Consider the following 20361-nt stretch of genomic DNA (forward strand, 5'->3'; position numbering starts at 1 on the left):
ACCGGCCTCGCACAAGGCGGAAATCTTGCGTCTCCGCCCCGCAAAGGACTACCATGGCTATCAGCCAGATCCATTGACACACAAGGAGACCACATGCTCTACCAATTCAAATCCAAAGTCACCGGGAATGTCATTATGTTGCAGCCCAATGGGGAACAGGTGCTGCAGATCATTGGCAAACACAGCGCCGCAGATCCCAGCACCAAGGGCATCCTGCTACCCGAGCAGATGCCCCAGGCACTGGCCGATCTGGAGGCGGCCATTGCCCGAGAGAACGCCGCCCGCGCCGAGGCGCTGGCTCAGGCCAAGGTCGACCACGTCCCGGTGGCAGAGACCAACATCGTGGGCCTGCGCCAACGTGCGCTGCCGCTGATGGAGATGATCCGCGAGTGCCATAAGGCCAACGAGGTCATCACCTGGGGGGTGTGAGCTTCGGCGCTGAAGCTCACTTGTAGCTGCGCGCGTCTTCGATCACCTTGCCATCGTTGGGCAAACTGCCGGGCGGCAACAGCTCGACCTGGCCGCGCAATTTGGTCACTTCGCGCATGGCATCAAGCAGCTTGTTCGACAGGTTGTCGGGGCCGCTGCAAGCCGTCTCGACCTTCAGGGTCATGACGTCGTTGGCCATCTCACCCGTGACCACCAGGCGCGCGCGTGTCACCTCGGGGAAGCGTTTGGCGATTTGATCAACCTGACCGGGGTGGACAAACATGCCGCGGATCTTGGTGGTCTGGTCGGCACGGCCCATCCAGCCCTTGATGCGGGTGTTGGTACGCCCGGTCGGGCAGCTGCCCGGCAACACGGCCGACAAATCACCGGTGCCAAAACGGATCAGCGGGTAGGTTGGGTTCAAGGTGGTGACCACCACCTCACCCACCTCCCCGTCTGCCACCGGGTCGCCGGTGCCGGGGCGGACAATCTCCAGCAACACCCCTTCGTCGAGCACCAGCCCCTCGCGCGCTGTTGTTTCATACGCGATGGAGCCAACATCAGCCGTGGCATAACACTGGTAGCCCGCCACCCCGTGGGCGCTGAACCAATCGCGCAGGGATGGCGGGTAGGCCTCGCCGCCAAACATCGCCTTGGTGACACTCGGCAGGGCCACCCCCATCTCCAGCGCTTTCTCCAAGATGATTTTCAGAAAACTGGGTGTGCCGATGTAGCCCGCCGGTTGCAGGTCGGCCATGGCCAACACCTGCTGCTCGGTCTGACCGGTGCCGCCCGGAAACACGGTGCAGCCCAGCGCATGGGCGCCGGTTTCCATCATCGAGCCCGCAGGCACAAAGTGGTAACTGAAGCTGTTGTGGATCAACTCGCCAGACCGAAACCCCGCCGCAAACATGGCGCGCGCCATGCGCCAGTAGTCACGGGCCGTGCCCTCGGGCTCGTAAATCGGCCCCGGACTGGCAAACACCCGCGGCATCCGGAGCCCAAAGCTTTCGACACTGAAGCCCCCAAAAACATTGCCTTGGGCGCTACGACTTTTGAGTTGTTTTTCCAGCAACTCGTGTTTGCGCGTGACCGGCAACCTGGCCAGCGCGGCACGGCTGCTGACCTGCGCTGGGTCCACGTCCTGCAGGATCTCGGCCAGAGCCGGTGAGGCCAGTTTGGCATGCGCCACCTGGAGCGGCAGCATCTGGAGCAAATCCGCTTCGCGGTCGGCCGGGTCACGCGTTTCCAGTGCGTCAAAAAAATCGGTCATGGTCAGATTCCTGAAATTGAAGACTTGACGTGAAATAAGCATTCGTGATGCCTGGGGCTTCAGCTTTCACCCGCAGATTGCGTTGGGTGTCCGACGCAGCGAAATAAAGGAGGAGGTTTGGGGCGAAGCCCCAAACCGGGGGACATTCGCGGAGTTGGATACCCAACGCAGGCCGCTTGACGCTGTGGTGTATGCCATGTATCGGGGCCGCACTTGTCATGCTTTCAGGCCAACCAGCGTTTGCGCCGCTTGTAACTTTTGACATCCTTGAAACTCTTGCGCTCGCCGCCACCCATGCCCAGGTAAAACTCTTTCACATCCTCGTTGTTGGCCAGTTCACTGGCGGCGCCGTCCATCACCACCCGGCCGCTTTCCATGATGTAGCCGTAGTCGGCGTATTTCAGCGCCATGTTGGTGTTCTGCTCGGCCAGCAAAAAGGTGACTTTTTCGCGGGTGTTGAGGTCTTTGACGATGTTGAACACCTCTTCCACAATCTGCGGCGCCAGGCCCATCGAGGGCTCGTCGAGCAGCACCATGCTAGGGTTGGTCATGAGCGCGCGACCAATCGCACACATCTGCTGCTCGCCACCCGAGGTGTAGGCGGCCTGGCTGGTGCGCCGGGTTTTGAGGCGCGGGAAATAGGTGTAGACCTTGTCCAGGTTGGCAGCAATTTCACCTTTGTCCTTGCGGGTGTAGCTGCCGGTGAGCAGGTTTTCCTCGATGCTCAGGTGGGCAAAACAGTGGCGCCCTTCCATCACCTGCACCACACCACGCTGCACCAGATCGGCTGGCGACAGGTTGTCGATGCGTTCACCACGCAACTCGATCGAGCCTTTGGTGACCTCACCGCGCTCTCCGCGCAACAGGTTTGAGATGGCACGCAGCGTGGTGGTTTTACCAGCCCCGTTGCCCCCCAGAATGGCCACGATCTTGCCCTCAGGCACATTCAGCGACACGCCCTTGAGCACCAGGATGACATGGTTGTAAATGACCTCGATGCCATTGACGTTGAGAACAATGTTTGCTGTATCAGTCATAGTGTTCGTTCCATAGAAACCAGATGAAAGAACCGTGAGCCGACTCTTTCATCTGGCGGCGACAAGATGCGCTAGCCGATCAGCCAACGCACCGAGCCACCGTAGCCAGAAACACCGCGGAACCGGCTCCGCCGGGCCGCAGGTGTTGCCCCCTGCAAGGGGGAAAGCGGCCACACGAAGTGGGCAAGCCTGGGGGTGTGCCTAAGACTGACAATCGGTGCCAGTGCGCCGCGTCATCTTCTTGTCGGCCAGGTACTTGTCAGCACCCGCTTTGATCATGGGTTTGAGGATCTGCTCGTCGGCCTGGATGAAGTCAGAACTGAAGCTCCACTTGCTGCCATTCCAGGTCTGAACGCGCGCCGAGAACGAGCCCATATGGTCCGCACACGAGGTGGACAAGGGCTGCATCACGCCAGTGAAGCCCAGCGCATCCAGCCGTTTTTGGTCCAGCACCAGGTTTTCCATACCCCAGCGCACCTGTTCCCCAGTCATGACCTTGCCTTTGCCAAAACGCTCCTGGGCACGGCGCACCGCTTCCACACTGAGCATCGAGATGATGGCGCCACGGGTGTACAGCACCTGACCGACCTCGTCTTTCGGACCGCTGCCCTGGCCCTTGGCGTGCACATGTTTCAGGATGTCCTGGATCACCTTGGGGTCCTGGCCCGAGGTGTTGAGCGCCAGCGCGTTGTAACCCTTGGCGCCATCCCCCACGTCCTTGACATCGGGCTCGGCACCGGCCCACCACACGCCATACATCTTGTCACGCGGGTAACCGGTGGCCTGGGCTTCTTTGAGCGCGGTGGAGTTCATCACACCCCAGCCCCACAACAACACATAGTCCGGGCGGCTTTGGCGCACCTGCAGCCAGGTGGCTTTTTGATCAACACCTGGTGCCGTCACCGGCAGCAGCTGCAAGTCAAACCCATGCATACGAGCACGCTCCTGCAACAGCGGGATGGGTTCCTTGCCAAACGGTGAGTCGTGGTAGACCAGGGTGATCTTTTTACCCTTGAGTTTGTCCAGGCCACCTTCTTTCTTGCCCAGGTGCTGGATCAGGATGTCGGCGCCAGTCCAGTAGCTGCCCATCAGGGGGAAGTTCCACTTGAAGGCCATGCCGTCCTGCGCCACCGACAGGCCATAACCCAGGGTGATCAGCGGGATCTTGTCGGTGGGCACCTTTTCGGTCAGCGCAAAGGTGATGCCCGTGGCCTGCGGGTCAAAAATGGTCACACCCGGACGGGTTTTCAGACGCTCGTAACACTCCACACCCCGGTCGGTGGCGTAGCCGGTTTCGCATTCTTCAAACGTGATCTTCACGCCGTTGATGCCACCGTCACGGGCATTGATCATCTTCAAATAGTCCTGCTTGCCATTGGCCCAGGGTGTGCCGTTGGGCGCATAGGGGCCGGTGCGGTAGGCCAGCAACGGGAAAAACTGCTCCTTGGCCTGCGCAAAGGCACTGCTTGAAAACCCGGACAGACCCGCCGCCAGCGCAGCCACGGCCAACATCACATTGCGAACTTTCATGCTTGTCTCCTGAATAATTTGATAGAACCAACACCCCAAGAACCCCACCCAAACACACGAATCACCCTCAGTGCGGAAACGGCCACAGCCGCAGCTTCTGCTTGGCAGTCGCCCACAACTTGGCCAGCCCATGCGGCTCCACAATCAAAAACCAGACGATCAGGGCGCCAAAAATCATCAGCTCAGCGTGAGAAATGCCCGCCGTCGAGATCTCGATGCCCACCAGCCCCAGCACCAGCGGCAAAAACTGGTTCAGAAAAATCGGCAACACCACGATGAAGGCCGCGCCAAAAAAGGCGCCCAGGATCGAGCCCAGGCCACCAATGATCACCATGAACAGCAGCCGGAATGAGGTCTCCACCGAAAACGCCGCCGGCTCCCAGGAGCTCAGGTAAACGAACGCCCACAAAGCGCCAGCCACACCCACGATGAAAGAGCTGACGGCAAACGCGGTGAGCTTGGCGTACATCGGGCGGATGCCGATCACAGCGGCGGCCACGTCCATGTCACGAATGGCCATCCACTCGCGGCCAATCGCTGAGCGCACCAGGTTTTTGGCCAGCAGTGCCAACACCGCCAGCACACTCAGGCAAAACAGGTATTTGCTGACCGCGCTGTCAATGGGCAGGCCAAACACCTGCAGGCTAGCCACCGAGACCGAACCCGACGGCGCATCCAGCGTGAACCACTTGATGCGCAGGAACATCCAGTCGGCAAAAAACTGCGCCGCCAGCGTGGCCACCGCCAGGTACAGGCCCTTGACGCGCAGGCTGGGCAGCCCAAACAGGATGCCAAACACCGTGGCACACAAGCCGCCCAGAATCAGCGCGGGGATCAGCGGCAGGCCAGGAATACGCACAAAAAAGTTGTACGCGCCATAAGCACCCACCGCCATGAAAGCGCCCGAGCCGAGCGAAATCTGGCCGCAGTAACCGACCAGGATGTTCACGCCCAGGGCAGCCAGCGCCATGATCACAAACGGGATCAGGATGGCGCGGAAAAAATAGTCGCTGGCCAGCATTGGCACCACGGCAAAAGCGATCACCAGAATGATGGCCATGGCCAGCCGGTCCTGCGAGATCGGCAGGATCTGCTGGTCAGCGCGGTAGCTGGTTTTGAATTGGCCGTTTTCGCGGTAGAACATGCTGGTCTCGGTCCTGGGTTTTATATAAAAAAATGGCTTCTAGCCCTTGTAAAAACTGGGCTGGCTGCTACAGAAGATCACACACGATCAATGATCTTCTCCCCAAACAATCCCTGCGGGCGGATCAGCAGGAAACCCAGCGCCAGCACATAGGCAAACCAGATCTCGATGCCGCCGCCCACATACGGGCCCAGATACACCTCGGACAACTTCTCGCCCACACCAATGATCAAACCGCCGATGATGGCGCCGGGCACCGAGGTCAAACCGCCCAGAATCACCACCGGCAAGGCACGCAGCGCCACCGTGGTCAGCGAGAACTGCACGCCCAGCTTGCTGCCCCAGATCATCCCGGCCACCAGTGCCACCACGCCGGCCACACACCACACAATGACCCAGATGTGGTTGAGCGGGATACCAATGCTCTGCGCCGCCTGGTGGTCATCGGCCACCGCACGCAGGGCACGGCCAGTGATGGTTTTCTGGAAAAACAGACTCAGTGCGGCCACCAGCACCGCGGCAATCAGCGCGGCGTAGAGGTCTTCTTTGTTGATCAGAATGCCGCCTTGGAACACCGACTCCAGCCAGAACACCGGGTCTTTGGGCATACCGATGTCGATCTTGTAGATGCTGCCGCCAAACAGGGTCTGGCCCAGGCCTTCGAGAAAGTAGGCAATGCCCAGCGTGGCCATCAGCAGCGTGGTGCCCTCCTGGTTCACCAGATGGCGCAAGGCCAGCCGCTCGATCAGCCAGGCCACGATAAACATCACCCCACCCGCACCGACAAACCCGATCAGGTTGGCCAGAAAAAGCTGGTCGCCACCCAACCAGACCCCGGCCCACTCTGAAAAACGCGCCATCGCCAGCGCGGCAAACAGCACCATCGCACCCTGGGCAAAGTTGAAGACACCAGAGGCCTTGTAGATCAGCACAAAGCCCAGCGCCACCAACGAATACAACATGCCGGCCATCAGGCCACCCAAAAGAGTTTCAAGAAAAAATGCCATGGTCCTAGCTCCCCCCCGTTGCTTGCTCGCTTCGCGTAGCCGCCTCCCCCCTCAAAGGGGCGATGCCAGTGGCCCGGCGAAGCCGGTTCCACGGCATCTCTGGCTTCGTGTGGTGGTGGCGCATAGGCTTCATATTTGCTTCCGTGTTTGTGTGCTGCATGGTTAATGCCCGGTACCCAAATAAGCGCTGATGACTTCTTCATTGCTGCGCACTTCATCCGGCGTGCCGTCGCCGATCTTCTTGCCGTAGTCGAGCACCACCACGCGGTCGCTGATGTCCATCACCACACCCATGTCGTGTTCGATTAACACGATGGTGGTGCCAAACTCCTCGTTCACATCAAGCACAAAACGGCTCATGTCCTGCTTTTCCTCGACGTTCATGCCGGCCATCGGTTCGTCCAGCAGCAGCAGTTGCGGCTCCATCGCCAGGGCGCGGCCCAAGTCGACGCGTTTTTGCAGGCCGTAGGGCAACTGGCCAACCGGCGTCTTGCGAAAGGCCTGGATTTCGAGGAAGTCGATGATGTGTTCCACAAACTCGCGGTGTTGTTCTTCCTCGCGCTGGGCCGGGCCAATGCGCAGCGCCTGCAGGAACAAATTGCTTTTGATCTTGAGGTTGCGCCCGGTCATGATGTTGTCGATCACACTCATGCCCTTGAACAGCGCCAGGTTCTGGAAGGTGCGCCCGATACCCATGCTGGCCACCTGGTAGCTGTCCATGTGGCTGAATGTCTGCCCTCTGAAAGTGATAGCGCCCTGCTGAGGACGGTAAACACCGTTGACGCAATTGAGCATCGAACTTTTACCTGCACCATTGGGGCCGATGATGGCGCGCACCTCATGCTCGCGCACGTTGAAGCTGATGTCGGTCAGCGCCTTGACACCACCAAAACTCAGAGAGATGTTCTTGACGTCCAGAATGACGTCGCCGATGTGTTTGCTTGCCATAGGTTTGCTTTATCTCGGGTGAGGCCAGTCGCTCAGGCCGCCGCCTTGACGGGGGCAAAGGTCTTGGCATCGTCGATGCGTAAGGTGGCGCTGACCTTGCCGGTGCGGCCGTCTTCAAACTTGACCTGGGTCTCAATGAACTGGCTGGTTTTGCCACCGTAGAGCGCGTCGATCAACACGTTGTACTTTTCGGCGATAAACCCCCGGCGAACCTTGTTGGTGCGCGTTAACTCACCGTCGTCGGCGTCGAGCTCCTTGTGCAAGACCAGGAAACGGCTGACCTGTGAACCGGCCAGCAAGGCGTCCACACTCAAATCGGCGTTGACCTTTTCCACACACTCCTTGACCAGCTGGTAGACCTCGGGCTTTTGCGCCAGATCGGTGTAGCCCGCATACGGCAGGTTGCGCCGCTCGGCCCAGTTGCCCACCGCGTCAAAGTCGATGTTGATCATCACGCAGACCTTGTCGCGCCCATCACCATAGGCCACGACTTCCTTGATGTGTTGAAAGAACTTGAGCTTGTTCTCCACATACTTTGGCGCAAACATCGCGCCGTCATTCGTGCCGCCCTGGATACGACCCACGTCCTTGACGCGGTCGATGATCTTGAGGTGGCCATGGGCGTCCAGAAAACCGGCGTCACTCGTGTGATACCAGCCATCTGGCGTCAGCACCTCGGCCGTGGCTTCGGGGTTTTTGAAGTAACCTTTGAGCAAGCCTGGGGACTTGACCAGAATCTCGCCGTTGTCCGCCACCTTGATCTCGACCCCGGCACACGGCACCCCCACGGTGTCGGCGCGCGCCTCGTGGTCGGGCTGCAGGCAGACAAACACGGCAGTTTCGGTGGAGCCGTAGAGCTGCTTGAGGTTGATGCCAATCGAGCGGTAAAAGCTGAACAGATCCGGCCCAATCGCCTCACCTGCGGTGTAGGCCACACGCACCCGGCTGAAACCCAGGTTGTTGCGCAAGGGGCCATACACCAGCACGTCACCCAGCGCATACAGCAGCCGGTCGACCACACCCACCGATTTGCCGTCCATCAGCGTTGGCCCCACCCGTTTGGCCAGGTCCATGAAGAACTGGAACATCTTGCGTTTGAGGACTCCGGCGTCTTCCATCCGGATCATCACGCTGGTGAGCAGGCCTTCAAACACGCGCGGTGGCGCAAAGTAGTAGGTCGGACCGATTTCTTTGAGGTCAATCGTCACTGTGGCGGCCGACTCGGGGCAGTTCACCACATAACCACAACTGAGCCATTGGGCGTAGCTGAAGATGTTTTGCCCGATCCAGGCCGGTGGCAGGTAGGCCAACACGTCTTCCTGGTGGGTCAACTTGTCGAAGTCGGCCCCGGCGCGCGCGCGATTGAGCAAGGTGTCGTGGGTGTGCACCACCCCCTTGGGGTTGCCGGTGGTGCCGCTGGTGAAAAACATCGCCGCCACATCGTTGGGCCGGACCTTGGCCACTTCACTCTTGAAAAAATCGGTGTGGATGGCCGCAAAGGCTTTGCCAGCCGCAATCAGCTCATCGAGCGCGGCCAGGCCCGGTTCGTCGTAATTGCGCAGACCGCGCGGGTCGTCATACCAGAGGTGCTGGAGCTGCGGGCAGTGCTCGCGGATCTCCAGCAGTTTGTCGACCTGCTCCTGGTCCTCGGCAAAAGCAAAACTCACCTCGGCGTTGTTGATCGGGAACACACACTCCATCGCCGCCGCATCCTGGTACAGCGCAATCGGCACCGCACCGAGCGACTGCACCGCCAGCATGGTGGCGTACAGGCGCGGGCGGTTGGCGCCGATCACGATCATGTGCTGGTGCTGGCGCAAGCCCGCTTGGTGCAGACCACAGGCCAGGTGTTCGACCAATTGCGCCATGTCGGCCCAGCTGGTGGCCTGCCAGATGCCGTATTCCTTCTCGCGCATGGCGGTATCAGAGGGCCGCAGGCTGGCGTGTTTGAGCAACAGTTGAGGGAACGTCGTTTGCATCTCGGTACCTTGTCTCTATGGCCTTTTTTGGCTCTGCCCGTGAGCGCCGGGGGCAGGCTGCATTGGCTGTAATGATAGGACTCACTTTGACGCTTGTTTGTCGTTTGGACGACAATTCAGCGTTTTACCGATAGGTGTTTTCCCTGTTCAACCGGCCCCCGCAGACACCGCCGTATCACCCACACACAGATCGTTTATGACCGCTGATGCCCCACTGCTGCAACGCCGCCGCCCCCTGACCGCGACCGAGCTGGAGGTGATCCCCTGGCTCAAGCTGCTGCTGCCCGAGGAGCGTGAACGTGCGGTGCAGGACCTCAAGATCGCCGAGACCCTGGCCGGTGAACTCATCTGCCGCACCGGGCGACCGGTGACCTACTGGTTTGGCCTGGTCGATGGCCTCTTGAAAATGAGCGCCGACAACATCGACGGCCAGACCATGACCTTCACCGGCGTGCCCCCCGGCGGCTGGTTTGGCGAGGGCACCGCCCTCAAACGCGAGGCCTACCGCTACAACATCCAGGCGCTGCGCAAAAGCCTGGTGGCCGGCCTGCATGTGGACACCTTCCACTGGCTGCTGGACCACTCGCTCGGCTTCAACCGCTTTGTCATGAAACAGCTCAACGAACGTCTGGGCCAGTTCATTGCCGCGCGCGAGATCGACCGCATGAGCAACCCCAACATCCGCGTCGCGCGCAGCCTGGCCGCGCTGTTCAACCCGGTGCTCTACCCGGGCCTGGGCACGGTGTTGCGCATCACCCAGCAGGAGCTGGCCTACCTGGTGGGCCTGTCGCGCCAGCGTGTCAACCAGGCCCTGACCACCCTGGCCGCCGAGGGCGCCATTGCCGTGGAGTACGGCGGCCTACGGGTGGTGAACCTGCAGGCGCTGCGCAGTGGTGTGTTCTGACGACCCTGTCGAATCTGCCATATTTGCATACAATCAATGCCATCTGGCAATTTTTGGAGAGATGTCGTGGGTGTTGCAAGCTTGTCTGTTCTGTCTGCGGCCACGGTGCTGGGTGGTGAGCCGGTGCTGCGCGGGCTGCCGCAGTCGGTGCTGGAGTGGGTGGGCCTGGTGCGCCAGGGCATCCCGGCCAGCGCGGTGGACGCTGCGCTGCGTGTGGTCGGTATTGGCCAGGCCGAGCTGGCGCGTGCGCTGGACATTCCGGAGCGCACGCTGGCACGGCGCAAGAAGGAAGGTGTGCTGAGCCGGGACGAGTCAGGCAAGCTGGTGCGCCTGGCCCAGGTGGTGCAGCGTTCGGTGGAGGTGTTTGAGGACCAACGCGCCGCACTGGACTGGTTAAAAAGCCCGAACGCCTCGCTGTCTGGCAGCACCCCGCTGGCGCTGCTGGATACCGAGCCAGGCTCGGCCGCCGTGCTGAGCGCGTTGGGCCGCATTGAACACGGTGTGTTTGCCTGATGCTGGAAACCGGGCAGACGGTCTGGCGCATCACCACACGACGGTTTGTCGACGGTGCGTTTTCGGGGGAAGGTGCACGCCTGTTTGGCGGGCGCTGGAACCGGCTCGGGCAGTCGGTCATCTACACCGCCCAGAGCCGCTCACTGGCGCTGCTGGAGATGTTGGTGCAAGACGACCCGTTACGCGCCCACTATGTGCTGATCCCGGCGCACCTGCCGCCCCATGTCTCCATCCACACCCTGTTGCCCGCCGACCTGCCGCCTGACTGGCGCACACCCAACGCCCGCGTGGCCTTACAGTCCATCGGTGCGCAGTGGCTGCGTGAACTGCGCAGCGCGGTGCTGGTGGTGCCCAGTGCGGTGGTACCCGCCGAGAGCAATTTTTTGATCAACCCGCTGCACCCGGATTTCCAGCGCATCACCATCGGCCCGCCAGAGCCGCTGGAGACAGATAAACGACTGCTGCGCAGTTAACTCTTGTTTACAAGATAAATCCGCCTCCAGCCCTTATATAAAAAGCATTCATAGCTACATATTTCATACCATGACCACACCTCAACAGCCCCCTGTGTTCCGCCGTGCCGCCCCCCCTGCCCCCAAGGCGCCTATTCCTGCCGGGCAAAACAACACCGCAGCTTTTGGTGCCAACGGCACACTGCGTCTGAACAAACGCATGGCCGAACTGGGCCTGGCGTCGCGCCGCGAGGCGGATGACTGGATCAGCAAAGGCTGGGTCAAGGTCAACGGCCAGGTGGCCGAGATGGGCATGCAGGTCAGTCCCGATGTGAAGATCGAAATCGACAAACAGGCCAAGGGCGCGCAGGCCAAACAGGTCACGGTGCTGATCAACAAACCGCTGGGTCTGGTGAGTGGCCAGGCCGAAGACGGCCACCAACCCGCCATCACCCTGGTGCAGCCGCAAAACCGCTGGGTGGATGACAACGCCCGTTTTTTCTTCCACCCCAGCCAGCTCAAAAGCCTGGTGCCTGCCGGGCGGCTCGACATCGACTCCACCGGCCTCTTGGTGCTCACCCAAGACGGGCGGGTGGCGCGCCAGCTGATTGGTGAAGACGCCACCATGGAAAAGGAATACCTGGTGCGGGTGATCTACACCGGGGTCGAGAACACCGCTGCTGCCAACTCGGCCGCTGCCACCTACGCAGCGCGCCCGGTTGCACGCGCGCCGCTGCCAACTGGCGCCACCCAGCAACTCAGCCGCATCGACGATGACGACCCCATCAGCACCGATGTGCAGTCGGTGTTTCCCGCAGCCAAACTGGCCTTGTTACGCCATGGCCTGAGTCTGGACGGACAAAAGCTCAAACCGGCCCTGGTTGAGTGGCAAAATCCAGAACAGCTTCGCTTCGTCCTGACCGAGGGCAAAAAGCGCCAGATCCGGCGCATGTGCGAGCAGGTTGGCCTGAAAGTGGTTGGTTTAAAACGCGTGCGTATTGGCCGCGTGATGCTGGGGAACCTGCCCGTTGGGCAATGGCGCTACCTGGCACCACACGAGCAGTTTTGAACCCGGCAAGTGCCGGACCTGGGTGATGTGACGGACAGGGTTTGCCTCTGCGTGGGGCCTGCCACCGTCTCGCGCCACCACTGTTGCACACGGCAACAGCCCCAAAACGCCCTGAACCTCTTCAAAAAACAGACATGACATGGCCAACCCGCACACTGAACGCCTGGTGTTGTCATGCCTGGGCCTTTGAGCACCAACCCCCTTTTGACCATGCACTTGCCCCACGAGCCAAGCCACCTGCCCCTTGAGGTCCATGACCCCAGCCAGCCGGAAGAAAAAACCCGCGTCCCACTCAAGATCGAAGACTGGCTCACGGTCATCGTGATGGCGCTGCTGGCGCTGATCACCTTCAGCAACGTGCTGGTGCGCTACTTCACCAACGAGTCCTTCGCCTGGACCGAGGAGTTCTCGGTGTTCCTGATGATTGTGCTGGCGCTGGTGGCGGGCTCGGCCTCGGTGGCGCGCAACCGGCAGATCCGCATCGAGTTTTTTGCCGACAGCGGCCCCGCCGCACGCCAAAAGGCGTTGGCACGTTTTGGCGCACTGATGATGGCGCTGCTGTTCACCCTGATTGCGGTGTTGAGTGTGCGTACGGTGTACGACGACTTCCAGTACGGCGAGACCTCGCCGGGCATTGGGGTACCCCAGTGGTGGTACACGATCTGGCTGCCTGTGCTCTCCATTGCGATTGCGCTGCGCGCCTTGGGCTTGTTCATCCGCCGGGGCAAACAGCCATGAGCGCCGCGCTGCGTTTGAGGAGCAGATCATGATCGCCACGCTTTTGTTTGTGGTGTTCCTGGGGATGATGCTCGTTGGTGTGCCGATTGGGGCGGCACTGGGCCTGGCGGGTGCCGGGGCGATTGCACTGGCCAACTCGGACGCCCAGTGGTTTGGCCTGTTGGCGGTGCCACAAAATTTTTACGCCGGGCTGGGCAAATACCCACTGCTGGCGATCCCGATGTTTGTGCTGGTGGGCTCGATCTTTGACCGCTCGGGCGTGGCGCTGCGCCTGGTCAACTTTGCGATTGCCATCGTCGGACGTGGCCCGGGCATGTTGCCCTTGGTGGCGATTGTGGTGGCCATGTTCCTGGGCGGCATTTCGGGCTCGGGCCCAGCCAATGCGGCAGCCGTCGGGGCGGTCATGATCGCTGCCATGTCGCGCGCCGGTTACCCCGCAGCGTTTTCCGCCAGCGTGGTGGGGGCAGCTGCGGCAACCGACATCCTGATCCCGCCCTCGATTGCCTTCATCGTCTATTCTGTGCTGGTGCCGGGTGCCTCGGTGCCCGCGTTGTTTGCAGCGGGCATGATTCCAGGCGTGTTGGCGGGTATTGCGCTGATCGTGCCAACCGTCTGGCTGGCACGCAAACACCACATGGGTGCGCTGGAAGCCAGCCTGCCACGGCCACCGTTCTGGGCCAGCTTGCGCGAAGCCACCTGGGGCCTGGTGGCGCCGGTGCTGATTCTGGGCGGCATGCGTGCGGGTTGGTTCACACCCACAGAGGCGGCGGTGGTGGCGGTGTTTTACGGCCTGTTTGTGGGCATGGTGATCCACCGCACTATTCAAGTGCGCGACCTGTATGACATCCTGCGCGAGTCGGGCGAGTTGTCGGCGGTGATCCTGCTGGTGGTGGCACTGGCGGGCATTTTTGCGTTTTCACTGTCGACCCTGGGGGTGATCGACCCGCTGACCACGGCCATCGTTAACTCGGGCCTGGGTGAATACGGGGTGCTGGCACTGCTGATTGTGTTGCTGATCACCGTGGGCATGTTCCTGGACGGCATCTCGATCTTTTTGATTTTTGTGCCGCTGCTGTGGCCCATCGTGCAACATTACCAGTGGGACCCGGTCTGGTTTGGCGTGATCCTGACGCTCAAGGTGGCGTTGGGCCAATTCACCCCGCCGCTGGCAGTGAACCTGATGGTGTCATGCCGCATTGCCGGTGTGCGCATGGAGGCCACGGTGCGCTGGGTCGGCTGGCTGCTGTTGTCGATGTTTTTGGTGATGCTGGCGGTGATTGCCTGGCCAGAACTGGCTTTGTGGCTGCCACGTCAAATGGGATATTGAAGGATTTGTTTAACAAAAAGGAGACTGACCATGATGAAGATGCGTAGAACATTGATGGGTTTGGTGGCAGTGGCGGCCGCGCTGGGCGCGATGTCGAACACGGCACAGGCCCAGTCGTACAAATCGGAATACCGCATGTCGCTGGTGCTGGGCACCGCTTTCCCCTGGGGCAAAGGGGGCCAGATCTGGGCTGACCTGGTCAGGGAGCGCACCAAAGGGCGCATCAACATCAAGCTCTACCCCGGTGTCTCGCTGATCCAGGGTGACCAGACGCGTGAATTCAGCGCGCTGCGCCAGGGCGTGATCGACATGGCGGTGGGCTCCACCATCAACTGGTCACCGCAGGTGAAACAGCTCAACCTGTTCTCGCTGCCCTTCCTGATGCCTGACTATGCCGCAGTGGACGCGCTGACCAAGGGCGAGGTGGGTGAGAAAGTGTTTGCCACGCTCTACAAGTCCGGCGTGGTGCCATTGGCCTGGGGCGAAAACGGCTACCGTGAACTCAGCAACTCCAAACGCGCCGTGCGCACCCCGGCTGACCTCAAGGGCCTGAAGATCCGGGTGGTGGGTTCCCCGCTGTTTCTGGACACCTTCTCCGCGCTTGGCGCCAACCCCACCCAGATGAGCTGGGCCGACGCCCAGCCCGCCTTTGCCAGCGGTGCGGTGGACGGCCAGGAAAACCCGCTCTCAATCTTCACCGCAGCCAAGTTGCACAACGTCAGCCAGAAAAACATCACGATGTGGGGGTATGTGGCCGACCCGCTGATTTTTGTGGTCAACAAAGAAATCTGGGGCAGCTGGACACCGGCGGACCAGGCCATCGTGCGCCAGGCGGCTGTGGATGCGGGCAAGCAAGAAATTGAGATCGCCCGCAAAGGCCTGGCCGAACCCGGCCAGCCCCTGCTCAAGGAAATTGCCGGCCTGGGCGTGACCGTGACCCAACTCAGCCCGGCCGAGCGCGACGCCTTTGTGGCCGCCACCCGCCCGGTCTACAACAAGTGGAAAGCCACCATTGGCGCCGATCTGGTGACCAGCGCCGAGAAGGCGATTGCGGCACGCGGCAAATAAGCGGCTGAACAAAGCGTCGGTGCATGGGCAACAGCTTGGGCTGTTGCCCTTTTTTTTCGGGGTACGAACCCCGCAGTGGCATGTGTGGAACCACCACCTCTGCAGGTCGTTTTGATACATAAAAATACCCTGTAGCCCTTTTCCAATAAGGGCAGACAGCTACAACTTGCATAGTTATTGCAGCCACTCAACTGGACGACATCAGGTGAAGCGCCTTCGTCAACGCCGCTGGCGCGTGGCGCCAAACCTCAACGCTTCAACGAAGCCCGGTAGGCCTGAAAAGCAGGCAAAACGCCCTGCCAACGCGCCAGGCTCTCGGGCGGCCAGTGCTGTTCGCGGTCGTAGTACTCTGGCACCACAGGCACAGCGTCACCAAGGACCAGCCAGGGCTGTTTGGACTGGGTGAAGATGTGGATGCCTGGCGGCAACAGGTCGGGCTGGTCTAGCGTGCCAACACGCACAAACGTGAGCACCGGCCCGGCGCCTGCGTAGTGGCTCCAGAGCGCCACACGACAGCTCGGGCAGCGTGCGATCTTTTGCCCCAAGCCGCTGTTGGACGGGGTGTGCACCAGCTCGGGTTCAACACCCAAGTTGGTGACCCGGTCCGCTTCGATCATCGCGTTGAGCGCAAACGCAGCGCCCGACTCGCGCTGGCACCAACGACAGTGGCAACAATGCACAAACAGCGGCGCCGTCTCCAAGCGATACCGCACGGCCCGGCAATCGCAGCCGCCTTCAAGGGGAAATGGGGTTGTGTTGGTCATGATTGCTTCCCTTGCAACTTAACAGGTTGTAGATCATCGGACATGATGACCCCTCAGTTTGCCCGCACAAATCAGCCAGACTAAGGAACGAAGATTGGCTGTGCTCATGTGGTTGGTGCTGCGAACTCCGTCACACATCTCCCCAGATCAAGCGCCTGCCTGACCAGGGGGCGAGATACTTTGCCGCAAACACTATAGCGCCTGAGCCGCGCTGGAGAGTCCAACCCACCCCTGGTATCCCCGCCCTAATCAAACGTCCCAGCCTTTGCCACAATGGCACATGAGCACCGCACGCCCCGCCAACAAACCCAGGCATGTGCGCGCCTCCGATTTACGGGCGGCGGCGGCGCTGGCGGTACAGGCCACACACGCCATCACCGGCATCACCGAAGGGGTGCACCAATCGGTCTGGCGCACGCTGGGCGCATCCCATGGGGCCACGCCCGCGCACACCACCGGACTGACCGGACTGGTGTACCAGGGCATCCACGGCGTCACCGCACTCATCGGGCGCGGACTGGCCAGCGCCCTGACGCGCCTGGAGCCGCTGCTGCAGGGTGTGGAAGACCAAAGTGACGAATCACCCGAACGCCTGGCGGTGATTGCGGCCCTCAATGGGGTGATGGGTGACCGCCTGGCTGCCAGCAACAACCCGCTGTCACTGCCGATGACGCTGCGTTTACCAGAGCAATCTACCCAGGATAGACAAGGGCCAGAGGCCAATTTGGCATCCAACCTGATGCTCACCAACGCAGAGCCCAAGCTGCTGCTGGTGATCCACGGCCTGTGTATGAACGACCTGCAGTGGACCACCCAGCGCCAAGACCACAGTCTCAACCACGCCAGCAGCCTGGCCAACGCGCTGGGCTACACCCCGGTGTACCTGCGTTACAACAGCGGCCTGCATGTGTCGCAAAACGCCCAAACACTGGCCCAGCAGTTGGAAGCGCTGGTGGCGCGCTGGCCCACGGCTCTGAGCCAGATCACCGTGCTGGCACACAGCATGGGCGGACTGCTGATCCGCAGTGCGCTGTTTTATGCGAGCCAGGCCGGGCTGACATGGCCCGAACGGGTCAAACACATCGTGTTCCTGGGCACACCCCACCACGGCGCGCCGCTGGAGCGGGCCGGCAACTGGGTCGATGAGCTGCTGGGCAGCACACCCTACAGCCGCCCATTTGCCAAGTTGGGCCAGCTGCGCAGCGCCGGTGTCACCGACCTGCGCTACGGCCACCTGCTGGATGTGGACTGGCAGGGCCATGACCGCTTTCGCCGCCAACCCGACCGCCGCCAGCCAGTGCCGCTGCCCGAACGCATCGCCTGTTATGCGGTGGCGGCCACCACCGCGACCAAACGCGGCAGCCTGGCCGACCGCCTGCTGGGCGACGGTCTGGTGCCGCTGCCCAGCGCTTTGGGACAACATGCCGACCCGGCGCGTTGCCTGGTGTTTGCGCCGTCACACCAGATGGTGCTGTACAACACCCACCACATGCAGTTGCTCAGCAGCCCGCTGGTGACGCGGCAGTTGTTGTTGTGGCTGGCCTGAACCCGTCATTTACCAACAAAAACCAAACAAGCATGGCAATGCATCTTCCTTCTCTGCTTTTTGAGGCCTGTGTCGAATCGTTCGAGGCGGCACTGACCGCCCAACAGCGCGGCGCGCACCGTATCGAGTTGTGCTCGGCATTGGATCAAGACGGCCTGACGCCGTCACACGAGCTGGTGCAGCGTTGTGTGCAGGGCCTGTCGATTCCGGTTTTGGCCATGATCCGCCCGCGTGGTGGCGACTTTGTGTACACCGAGGCGGAGCTTGATCAGATGGAACGCGACATCAAAAGCTGCCAACAAGCCGGTGTGGCTGGCGTTGTTTTTGGACTTTTGACCGAGGACGGCGAGATTGACATGCACAACACCGAGCGCCTGGTTCGCACCGCGTTACCGCTGGCTGTGACCTTTCACAAGGCCATTGACTATTCAACTGACGTGCAGGCGTCGTTCAAGCGACTCAACACCCTCCACGGCATCACCCGCGTGTTGACATCTGGTGGGCAAACAACGGCCTGGGAGGGGCGCGACGCGCTCAAGGCCATGCATGCGTTGCCGGGGCGGCAAATCGAAATCGTCGCGGCTGGCAAACTTTTACCGGCCAACCGGCGCCAGTTGGCCGACTACACCGGCGTGACAGAGTTGCACGGCAAAAACATCGTGTGATTGTCGATTTGGAGACGGAATAGTCCGCCTTGACGCCTTCACAGATGCTGCCAATCCGGCTTGTTGTCGTAGACCCAGCGGTAGTACTCGGCCCGCTTTAACTGGGCTGCGGCTTCGGCGTCCAGGCAGACCTTGGCGTCCGGGTGCATCTGCAGGATGGAGGCCGGGTTGATGGTTGTGATCGGCCCTTCCACCGCTTCGGCAATAGCCCGCGCCTTGTTGTTACCGAAGGCCAGCATCAGGTTTTGTCGCGCCTCCATGATGGTGCCAATGCCCATGGTGATGACGTGGCCCGGAACCTCGGCCTCGCTGCCAAAGAAGCGTGCGTTGTCTTTGCGGGTTTGCGGTGTCAGGGTCTTGATGCGTGTGCGCGAGGCCAGTGACGATGTGGGTTCGTTGAAGCCGATGTGGCCGTCGGTGCCAATCCCCAATATCTGCAGGTCGATGCCACCCGCATCGCGGATGCGCTGCTCGTAGGCCGCACAGCAACCAGGAATGTCACTGGCGTTGCCGTCCGGGATGTTCACGTTTTCTTTGGGAATGTTGATGTGCCGGAACAGGTTTTCCCACATGAAGCTGTGGTACGACTGCGGGTGGTCTTGTGGCAGGCCGATGTATTCGTCCAGGTTGAAGGTGGTCACACGGCGCCAGTCGAGTTTCATGTCAATCAGCGCGCGGTACAACAGCAGCGGTGTGCTGCCCGTGGCCAGCCCAAGAACCGCGTTGGGTTTTTCCCGCAACAGGCGGGCAACAATGCGCGCGGCAACGCTGGTGGCGCTTTCGGGGGTGGCTTGGATGATGATTTCCATCGACTATTCCTATTCAGTGAGATGCGGGCGACCGCTCGATGGGTTCGCCTTCAACAAAGACCTGGGTAATTTGCAGTTCCGGCGACATCACAACAATGTCAGCGTAGGCGCCAGGCAGCAGACGCCCGCGTTCGGTTTCGCCAAGATAGTCCGCCGGATGGGTGGAGACATGGCGCGCCGCTTCATGCGCGGGGATACCAATCGACACCAGATTGCGGAAAGCCTGATCCATGGTCAGCACGCTGCCGGCCAGTGTGCCATCGGCCAGCCTGACACCGCCCAGGCACTTGGTCACGCACTGCGAACCGAGGTGGTAGCTGCCGTCGGGCATGCCCGCGCCAGAGGTTGAATCGGTCACGCAATACAGCTTGGGAATCGCCCGGCGCGCGGCGCGGATGGCACCTGGGTGCACGTGCAACAAGTCGGGGATGATCTCGGCAAACTCGGCATGTGCCAGCGCCGCGCCCACCATGCCCGGTTTGCGGTGGTGAAACTCGCTCATGGCGTTGAACAGGTGCGTGAAGCCGCCTGCGCCTGCGTCGAGTGCAGCCACACCCTCTTCGTAACTGCCGTTGCTGTGGCCAATTTGCGCAATGATGCCGGCAATCTTCAGCTGACGGATGAAGTCAAGGTGCCCCGAGATTTCGGGCGCCAGGGTCAGCACGCGGATGGGGGCCAGCGCATGTAAGGCGCTGAGTTCTTCAATTGTGCCGGTACGTGCTTCGCTGGGTTGTGCCCCCAGTCGGCTGGCGTTGATGAACGGCCCCTCCAGGTGAACGCCAAGAATACGAGCGGTACCGGGCGCGCGTTGGCGCATCGCCCGGCCAACATCGGTGAGTGCCTGTTCGATGCTGTCACGTGGCGCGGTCATCGTTGTTGCCAGCAAGCTGGTGGTGCCGTGGCGGGCATGCAGACGCGCCACCGTCTCAACGGCACCGTGTCCGTCCATCACGTCGGCACCACCACCACCGTGCACATGCAAGTCGATGAATCCAGGCAGGATCAGGGCGTCGTCAGGCTGCGGGGTGGCAACGTTGTCTCCGGTGATGGTCGCAATGCGCTCGTCAAAAGAGAGCGTGCCGCGAACCCAGCCGTCAGGCGTCAGGATACAGCCGGTGAGAGATGTCGACATGAAAGTGGGTTCCTCATTCAGATAATG

The 20361-nt window shown here is 61.3% G+C and carries 20 protein-coding genes; 10 read left to right on the top strand and 10 right to left on the bottom strand.

Annotated features, from left to right (window positions below; genetic code table 11):
• Positions 1 to 93: 93 nt before the first annotated feature.
• Entirely contained in the window at positions 94 to 429 is a 336-nt protein-coding gene (locus tag RF819_RS07815; protein WP_078364470.1) for a DUF1840 domain-containing protein, read from the top strand.
• Between the two features lie 16 nt (positions 430 to 445).
• Here RF819_RS07815 and RF819_RS07820 read toward each other — a convergent pair whose 3' ends face one another.
• From RF819_RS07820 to RF819_RS07850, 7 genes are all read right to left on the bottom strand, one after another.
• A complete protein-coding gene (locus RF819_RS07820; RefSeq protein WP_078364471.1) occupies positions 446 to 1702 on the bottom strand; it encodes a phenylacetate--CoA ligase family protein in 1257 nt (418 codons plus the stop codon).
• Positions 1703 to 1926: 224 nt separating this feature from the next.
• On the bottom strand, positions 1927 to 2739 hold the full coding sequence (locus RF819_RS07825; RefSeq protein ID WP_078364472.1) for an ABC transporter ATP-binding protein: 813 nt from the start codon (positions 2737 to 2739) through the stop codon (positions 1927 to 1929).
• A gap of 201 nt (positions 2740 to 2940) precedes the next feature.
• Positions 2941 to 4251, bottom strand: a complete 1311-nt coding sequence (locus RF819_RS07830) for an ABC transporter substrate-binding protein (RefSeq protein WP_420853872.1) — start codon at positions 4249 to 4251, stop codon at positions 2941 to 2943.
• Positions 4252 to 4336: 85 nt separating this feature from the next.
• On the bottom strand, positions 4337 to 5413 hold the full coding sequence (locus tag RF819_RS07835) for a branched-chain amino acid ABC transporter permease (protein WP_078364474.1): 1077 nt from the start codon (positions 5411 to 5413) through the stop codon (positions 4337 to 4339).
• 77 nt (positions 5414 to 5490) lie between these two features.
• Positions 5491 to 6420 (bottom strand): branched-chain amino acid ABC transporter permease, encoded by a 930-nt coding sequence (locus RF819_RS07840; RefSeq protein ID WP_078364475.1) that lies wholly within the window; start codon positions 6418 to 6420, stop codon positions 5491 to 5493.
• Between the two features lie 162 nt (positions 6421 to 6582).
• On the bottom strand, positions 6583 to 7368 hold the full coding sequence (locus RF819_RS07845) for an ABC transporter ATP-binding protein (protein ID WP_078364476.1): 786 nt from the start codon (positions 7366 to 7368) through the stop codon (positions 6583 to 6585).
• 32 nt (positions 7369 to 7400) lie between these two features.
• The gene (locus tag RF819_RS07850) at positions 7401 to 9347 is read right to left on the bottom strand and encodes an AMP-dependent synthetase/ligase (protein ID WP_078364477.1); all 1947 of its coding nucleotides are present in this window, start codon (positions 9345 to 9347) and stop codon (positions 7401 to 7403) included.
• A gap of 196 nt (positions 9348 to 9543) precedes the next feature.
• Here RF819_RS07850 and RF819_RS07855 point away from each other — a divergent pair, with 196 nt between their 5' ends.
• The 7 genes from RF819_RS07855 to RF819_RS07885 all read left to right on the top strand — a co-directional run bounded on the left by RF819_RS07855 (position 9544) and on the right by RF819_RS07885 (position 15418).
• Entirely contained in the window at positions 9544 to 10251 is a 708-nt protein-coding gene (locus RF819_RS07855; RefSeq protein ID WP_078364478.1) for a Crp/Fnr family transcriptional regulator, read from the top strand.
• An 81-nt stretch (positions 10252 to 10332) separates the two neighbouring features.
• Entirely contained in the window at positions 10333 to 10764 is a 432-nt protein-coding gene (parS, locus tag RF819_RS07860) for a type II RES/Xre toxin-antitoxin system antitoxin (protein WP_242472810.1), read from the top strand.
• Positions 10764 to 11237, top strand: a complete 474-nt coding sequence (locus RF819_RS07865; RefSeq protein ID WP_078364480.1) for an RES family NAD+ phosphorylase — start codon at positions 10764 to 10766, stop codon at positions 11235 to 11237. Before parS ends, RF819_RS07865 begins: the two co-directional genes overlap by 1 nt.
• A gap of 70 nt (positions 11238 to 11307) precedes the next feature.
• The gene (locus RF819_RS07870; RefSeq protein ID WP_078364481.1) at positions 11308 to 12285 is read left to right on the top strand and encodes a pseudouridine synthase; all 978 of its coding nucleotides are present in this window, start codon (positions 11308 to 11310) and stop codon (positions 12283 to 12285) included.
• 210 nt (positions 12286 to 12495) lie between these two features.
• Positions 12496 to 13023: a TRAP transporter small permease gene (locus tag RF819_RS07875; RefSeq protein ID WP_078366837.1), complete on the top strand. Its 528-nt coding sequence runs from the start codon at positions 12496 to 12498 to the stop codon at positions 13021 to 13023.
• A 28-nt stretch (positions 13024 to 13051) separates the two neighbouring features.
• Positions 13052 to 14350, top strand: coding sequence for a TRAP transporter large permease (locus RF819_RS07880; protein ID WP_078364482.1), 1299 nt, complete (start codon positions 13052 to 13054; stop codon positions 14348 to 14350).
• Between the two features lie 33 nt (positions 14351 to 14383).
• Positions 14384 to 15418 carry a DctP family TRAP transporter solute-binding subunit gene (locus RF819_RS07885; protein WP_078366838.1) on the top strand — a complete coding sequence of 345 codons (1035 nt, stop codon included), beginning with the start codon at positions 14384 to 14386 and terminating at the stop codon, positions 15416 to 15418.
• 248 nt (positions 15419 to 15666) lie between these two features.
• Here the strand turns inward: RF819_RS07885 and RF819_RS07890 are convergent, their stop codons facing one another.
• Positions 15667 to 16182 carry a GFA family protein gene (locus RF819_RS07890; RefSeq protein ID WP_078364483.1) on the bottom strand — a complete coding sequence of 172 codons (516 nt, stop codon included), beginning with the start codon at positions 16180 to 16182 and terminating at the stop codon, positions 15667 to 15669.
• Between the two features lie 280 nt (positions 16183 to 16462).
• Between RF819_RS07890 and RF819_RS07895 the strand changes: the two genes are divergently transcribed.
• Positions 16463 to 17728: an esterase/lipase family protein gene (locus RF819_RS07895; protein WP_078364484.1), complete on the top strand. Its 1266-nt coding sequence runs from the start codon at positions 16463 to 16465 to the stop codon at positions 17726 to 17728.
• 38 nt (positions 17729 to 17766) lie between these two features.
• Positions 17767 to 18393 (top strand): copper homeostasis protein CutC, encoded by a 627-nt coding sequence (locus RF819_RS07900; protein ID WP_158081246.1) that lies wholly within the window; start codon positions 17767 to 17769, stop codon positions 18391 to 18393.
• Positions 18394 to 18431: 38 nt separating this feature from the next.
• On the opposite strand, the gene nagB is transcribed toward RF819_RS07900, so the two are convergent.
• Together nagB and nagA are read right to left on the bottom strand one after the other, a co-directional pair.
• On the bottom strand, positions 18432 to 19202 hold the full coding sequence (gene nagB, locus RF819_RS07905) for a glucosamine-6-phosphate deaminase (protein WP_078364486.1): 771 nt from the start codon (positions 19200 to 19202) through the stop codon (positions 18432 to 18434).
• Between the two features lie 13 nt (positions 19203 to 19215).
• Positions 19216 to 20334: an N-acetylglucosamine-6-phosphate deacetylase gene (nagA, locus tag RF819_RS07910; RefSeq protein WP_078364487.1), complete on the bottom strand. Its 1119-nt coding sequence runs from the start codon at positions 20332 to 20334 to the stop codon at positions 19216 to 19218.
• Between the last annotated feature and the right edge of the window lie 27 nt (positions 20335 to 20361).

Source organism: Rhodoferax fermentans (assembly GCF_002017865.1).
In the GTDB taxonomy this organism is placed as follows: Bacteria; Pseudomonadota; Gammaproteobacteria; order Burkholderiales; family Burkholderiaceae_C; genus Rhodoferax; species Rhodoferax fermentans.

What these genes read in the sequence shown, in the direction of transcription:
- RF819_RS07895 (WP_078364484.1), top strand. Translation starts at nt 16,463, where the DNA reads ATGAGCACCGCACGCCCCGCCAACAAACCCAGGCATGTGCGCGCCTCC.
- RF819_RS07865 (WP_078364480.1), top strand. Translation starts at nt 10,764, where the DNA reads ATGCTGGAAACCGGGCAGACGGTCTGGCGCATCACCACACGACGGTTT.
- RF819_RS07885 (WP_078366838.1), top strand. Translation starts at nt 14,384, where the DNA reads ATGAAGATGCGTAGAACATTGATGGGTTTGGTGGCAGTGGCGGCCGCG.
- RF819_RS07880 (WP_078364482.1), top strand. Translation starts at nt 13,052, where the DNA reads ATGATCGCCACGCTTTTGTTTGTGGTGTTCCTGGGGATGATGCTCGTT.
- RF819_RS07855 (WP_078364478.1), top strand. Translation starts at nt 9,544, where the DNA reads ATGACCGCTGATGCCCCACTGCTGCAACGCCGCCGCCCCCTGACCGCG.
- RF819_RS07825 (WP_078364472.1), bottom strand. Translation starts at nt 2,739, where the DNA reads ATGACTGATACAGCAAACATTGTTCTCAACGTCAATGGCATCGAGGTC.
- RF819_RS07890 (WP_078364483.1), bottom strand. Translation starts at nt 16,182, where the DNA reads ATGACCAACACAACCCCATTTCCCCTTGAAGGCGGCTGCGATTGCCGG.
- RF819_RS07830 (WP_420853872.1), bottom strand. Translation starts at nt 4,251, where the DNA reads ATGTTGGCCGTGGCTGCGCTGGCGGCGGGTCTGTCCGGGTTTTCAAGC.
- RF819_RS07900 (WP_158081246.1), top strand. Translation starts at nt 17,767, where the DNA reads ATGCATCTTCCTTCTCTGCTTTTTGAGGCCTGTGTCGAATCGTTCGAG.
- RF819_RS07835 (WP_078364474.1), bottom strand. Translation starts at nt 5,413, where the DNA reads ATGTTCTACCGCGAAAACGGCCAATTCAAAACCAGCTACCGCGCTGAC.
- nagA (WP_078364487.1), bottom strand. Translation starts at nt 20,334, where the DNA reads ATGTCGACATCTCTCACCGGCTGTATCCTGACGCCTGACGGCTGGGTT.
- RF819_RS07840 (WP_078364475.1), bottom strand. Translation starts at nt 6,420, where the DNA reads ATGGCATTTTTTCTTGAAACTCTTTTGGGTGGCCTGATGGCCGGCATG.
- RF819_RS07850 (WP_078364477.1), bottom strand. Translation starts at nt 9,347, where the DNA reads ATGCAAACGACGTTCCCTCAACTGTTGCTCAAACACGCCAGCCTGCGG.
- RF819_RS07845 (WP_078364476.1), bottom strand. Translation starts at nt 7,368, where the DNA reads ATGGCAAGCAAACACATCGGCGACGTCATTCTGGACGTCAAGAACATC.
- RF819_RS07870 (WP_078364481.1), top strand. Translation starts at nt 11,308, where the DNA reads ATGACCACACCTCAACAGCCCCCTGTGTTCCGCCGTGCCGCCCCCCCT.
- nagB (WP_078364486.1), bottom strand. Translation starts at nt 19,202, where the DNA reads ATGGAAATCATCATCCAAGCCACCCCCGAAAGCGCCACCAGCGTTGCC.
- RF819_RS07815 (WP_078364470.1), top strand. Translation starts at nt 94, where the DNA reads ATGCTCTACCAATTCAAATCCAAAGTCACCGGGAATGTCATTATGTTG.
- RF819_RS07875 (WP_078366837.1), top strand. Translation starts at nt 12,496, where the DNA reads ATGCACTTGCCCCACGAGCCAAGCCACCTGCCCCTTGAGGTCCATGAC.
- RF819_RS07820 (WP_078364471.1), bottom strand. Translation starts at nt 1,702, where the DNA reads ATGACCGATTTTTTTGACGCACTGGAAACGCGTGACCCGGCCGACCGC.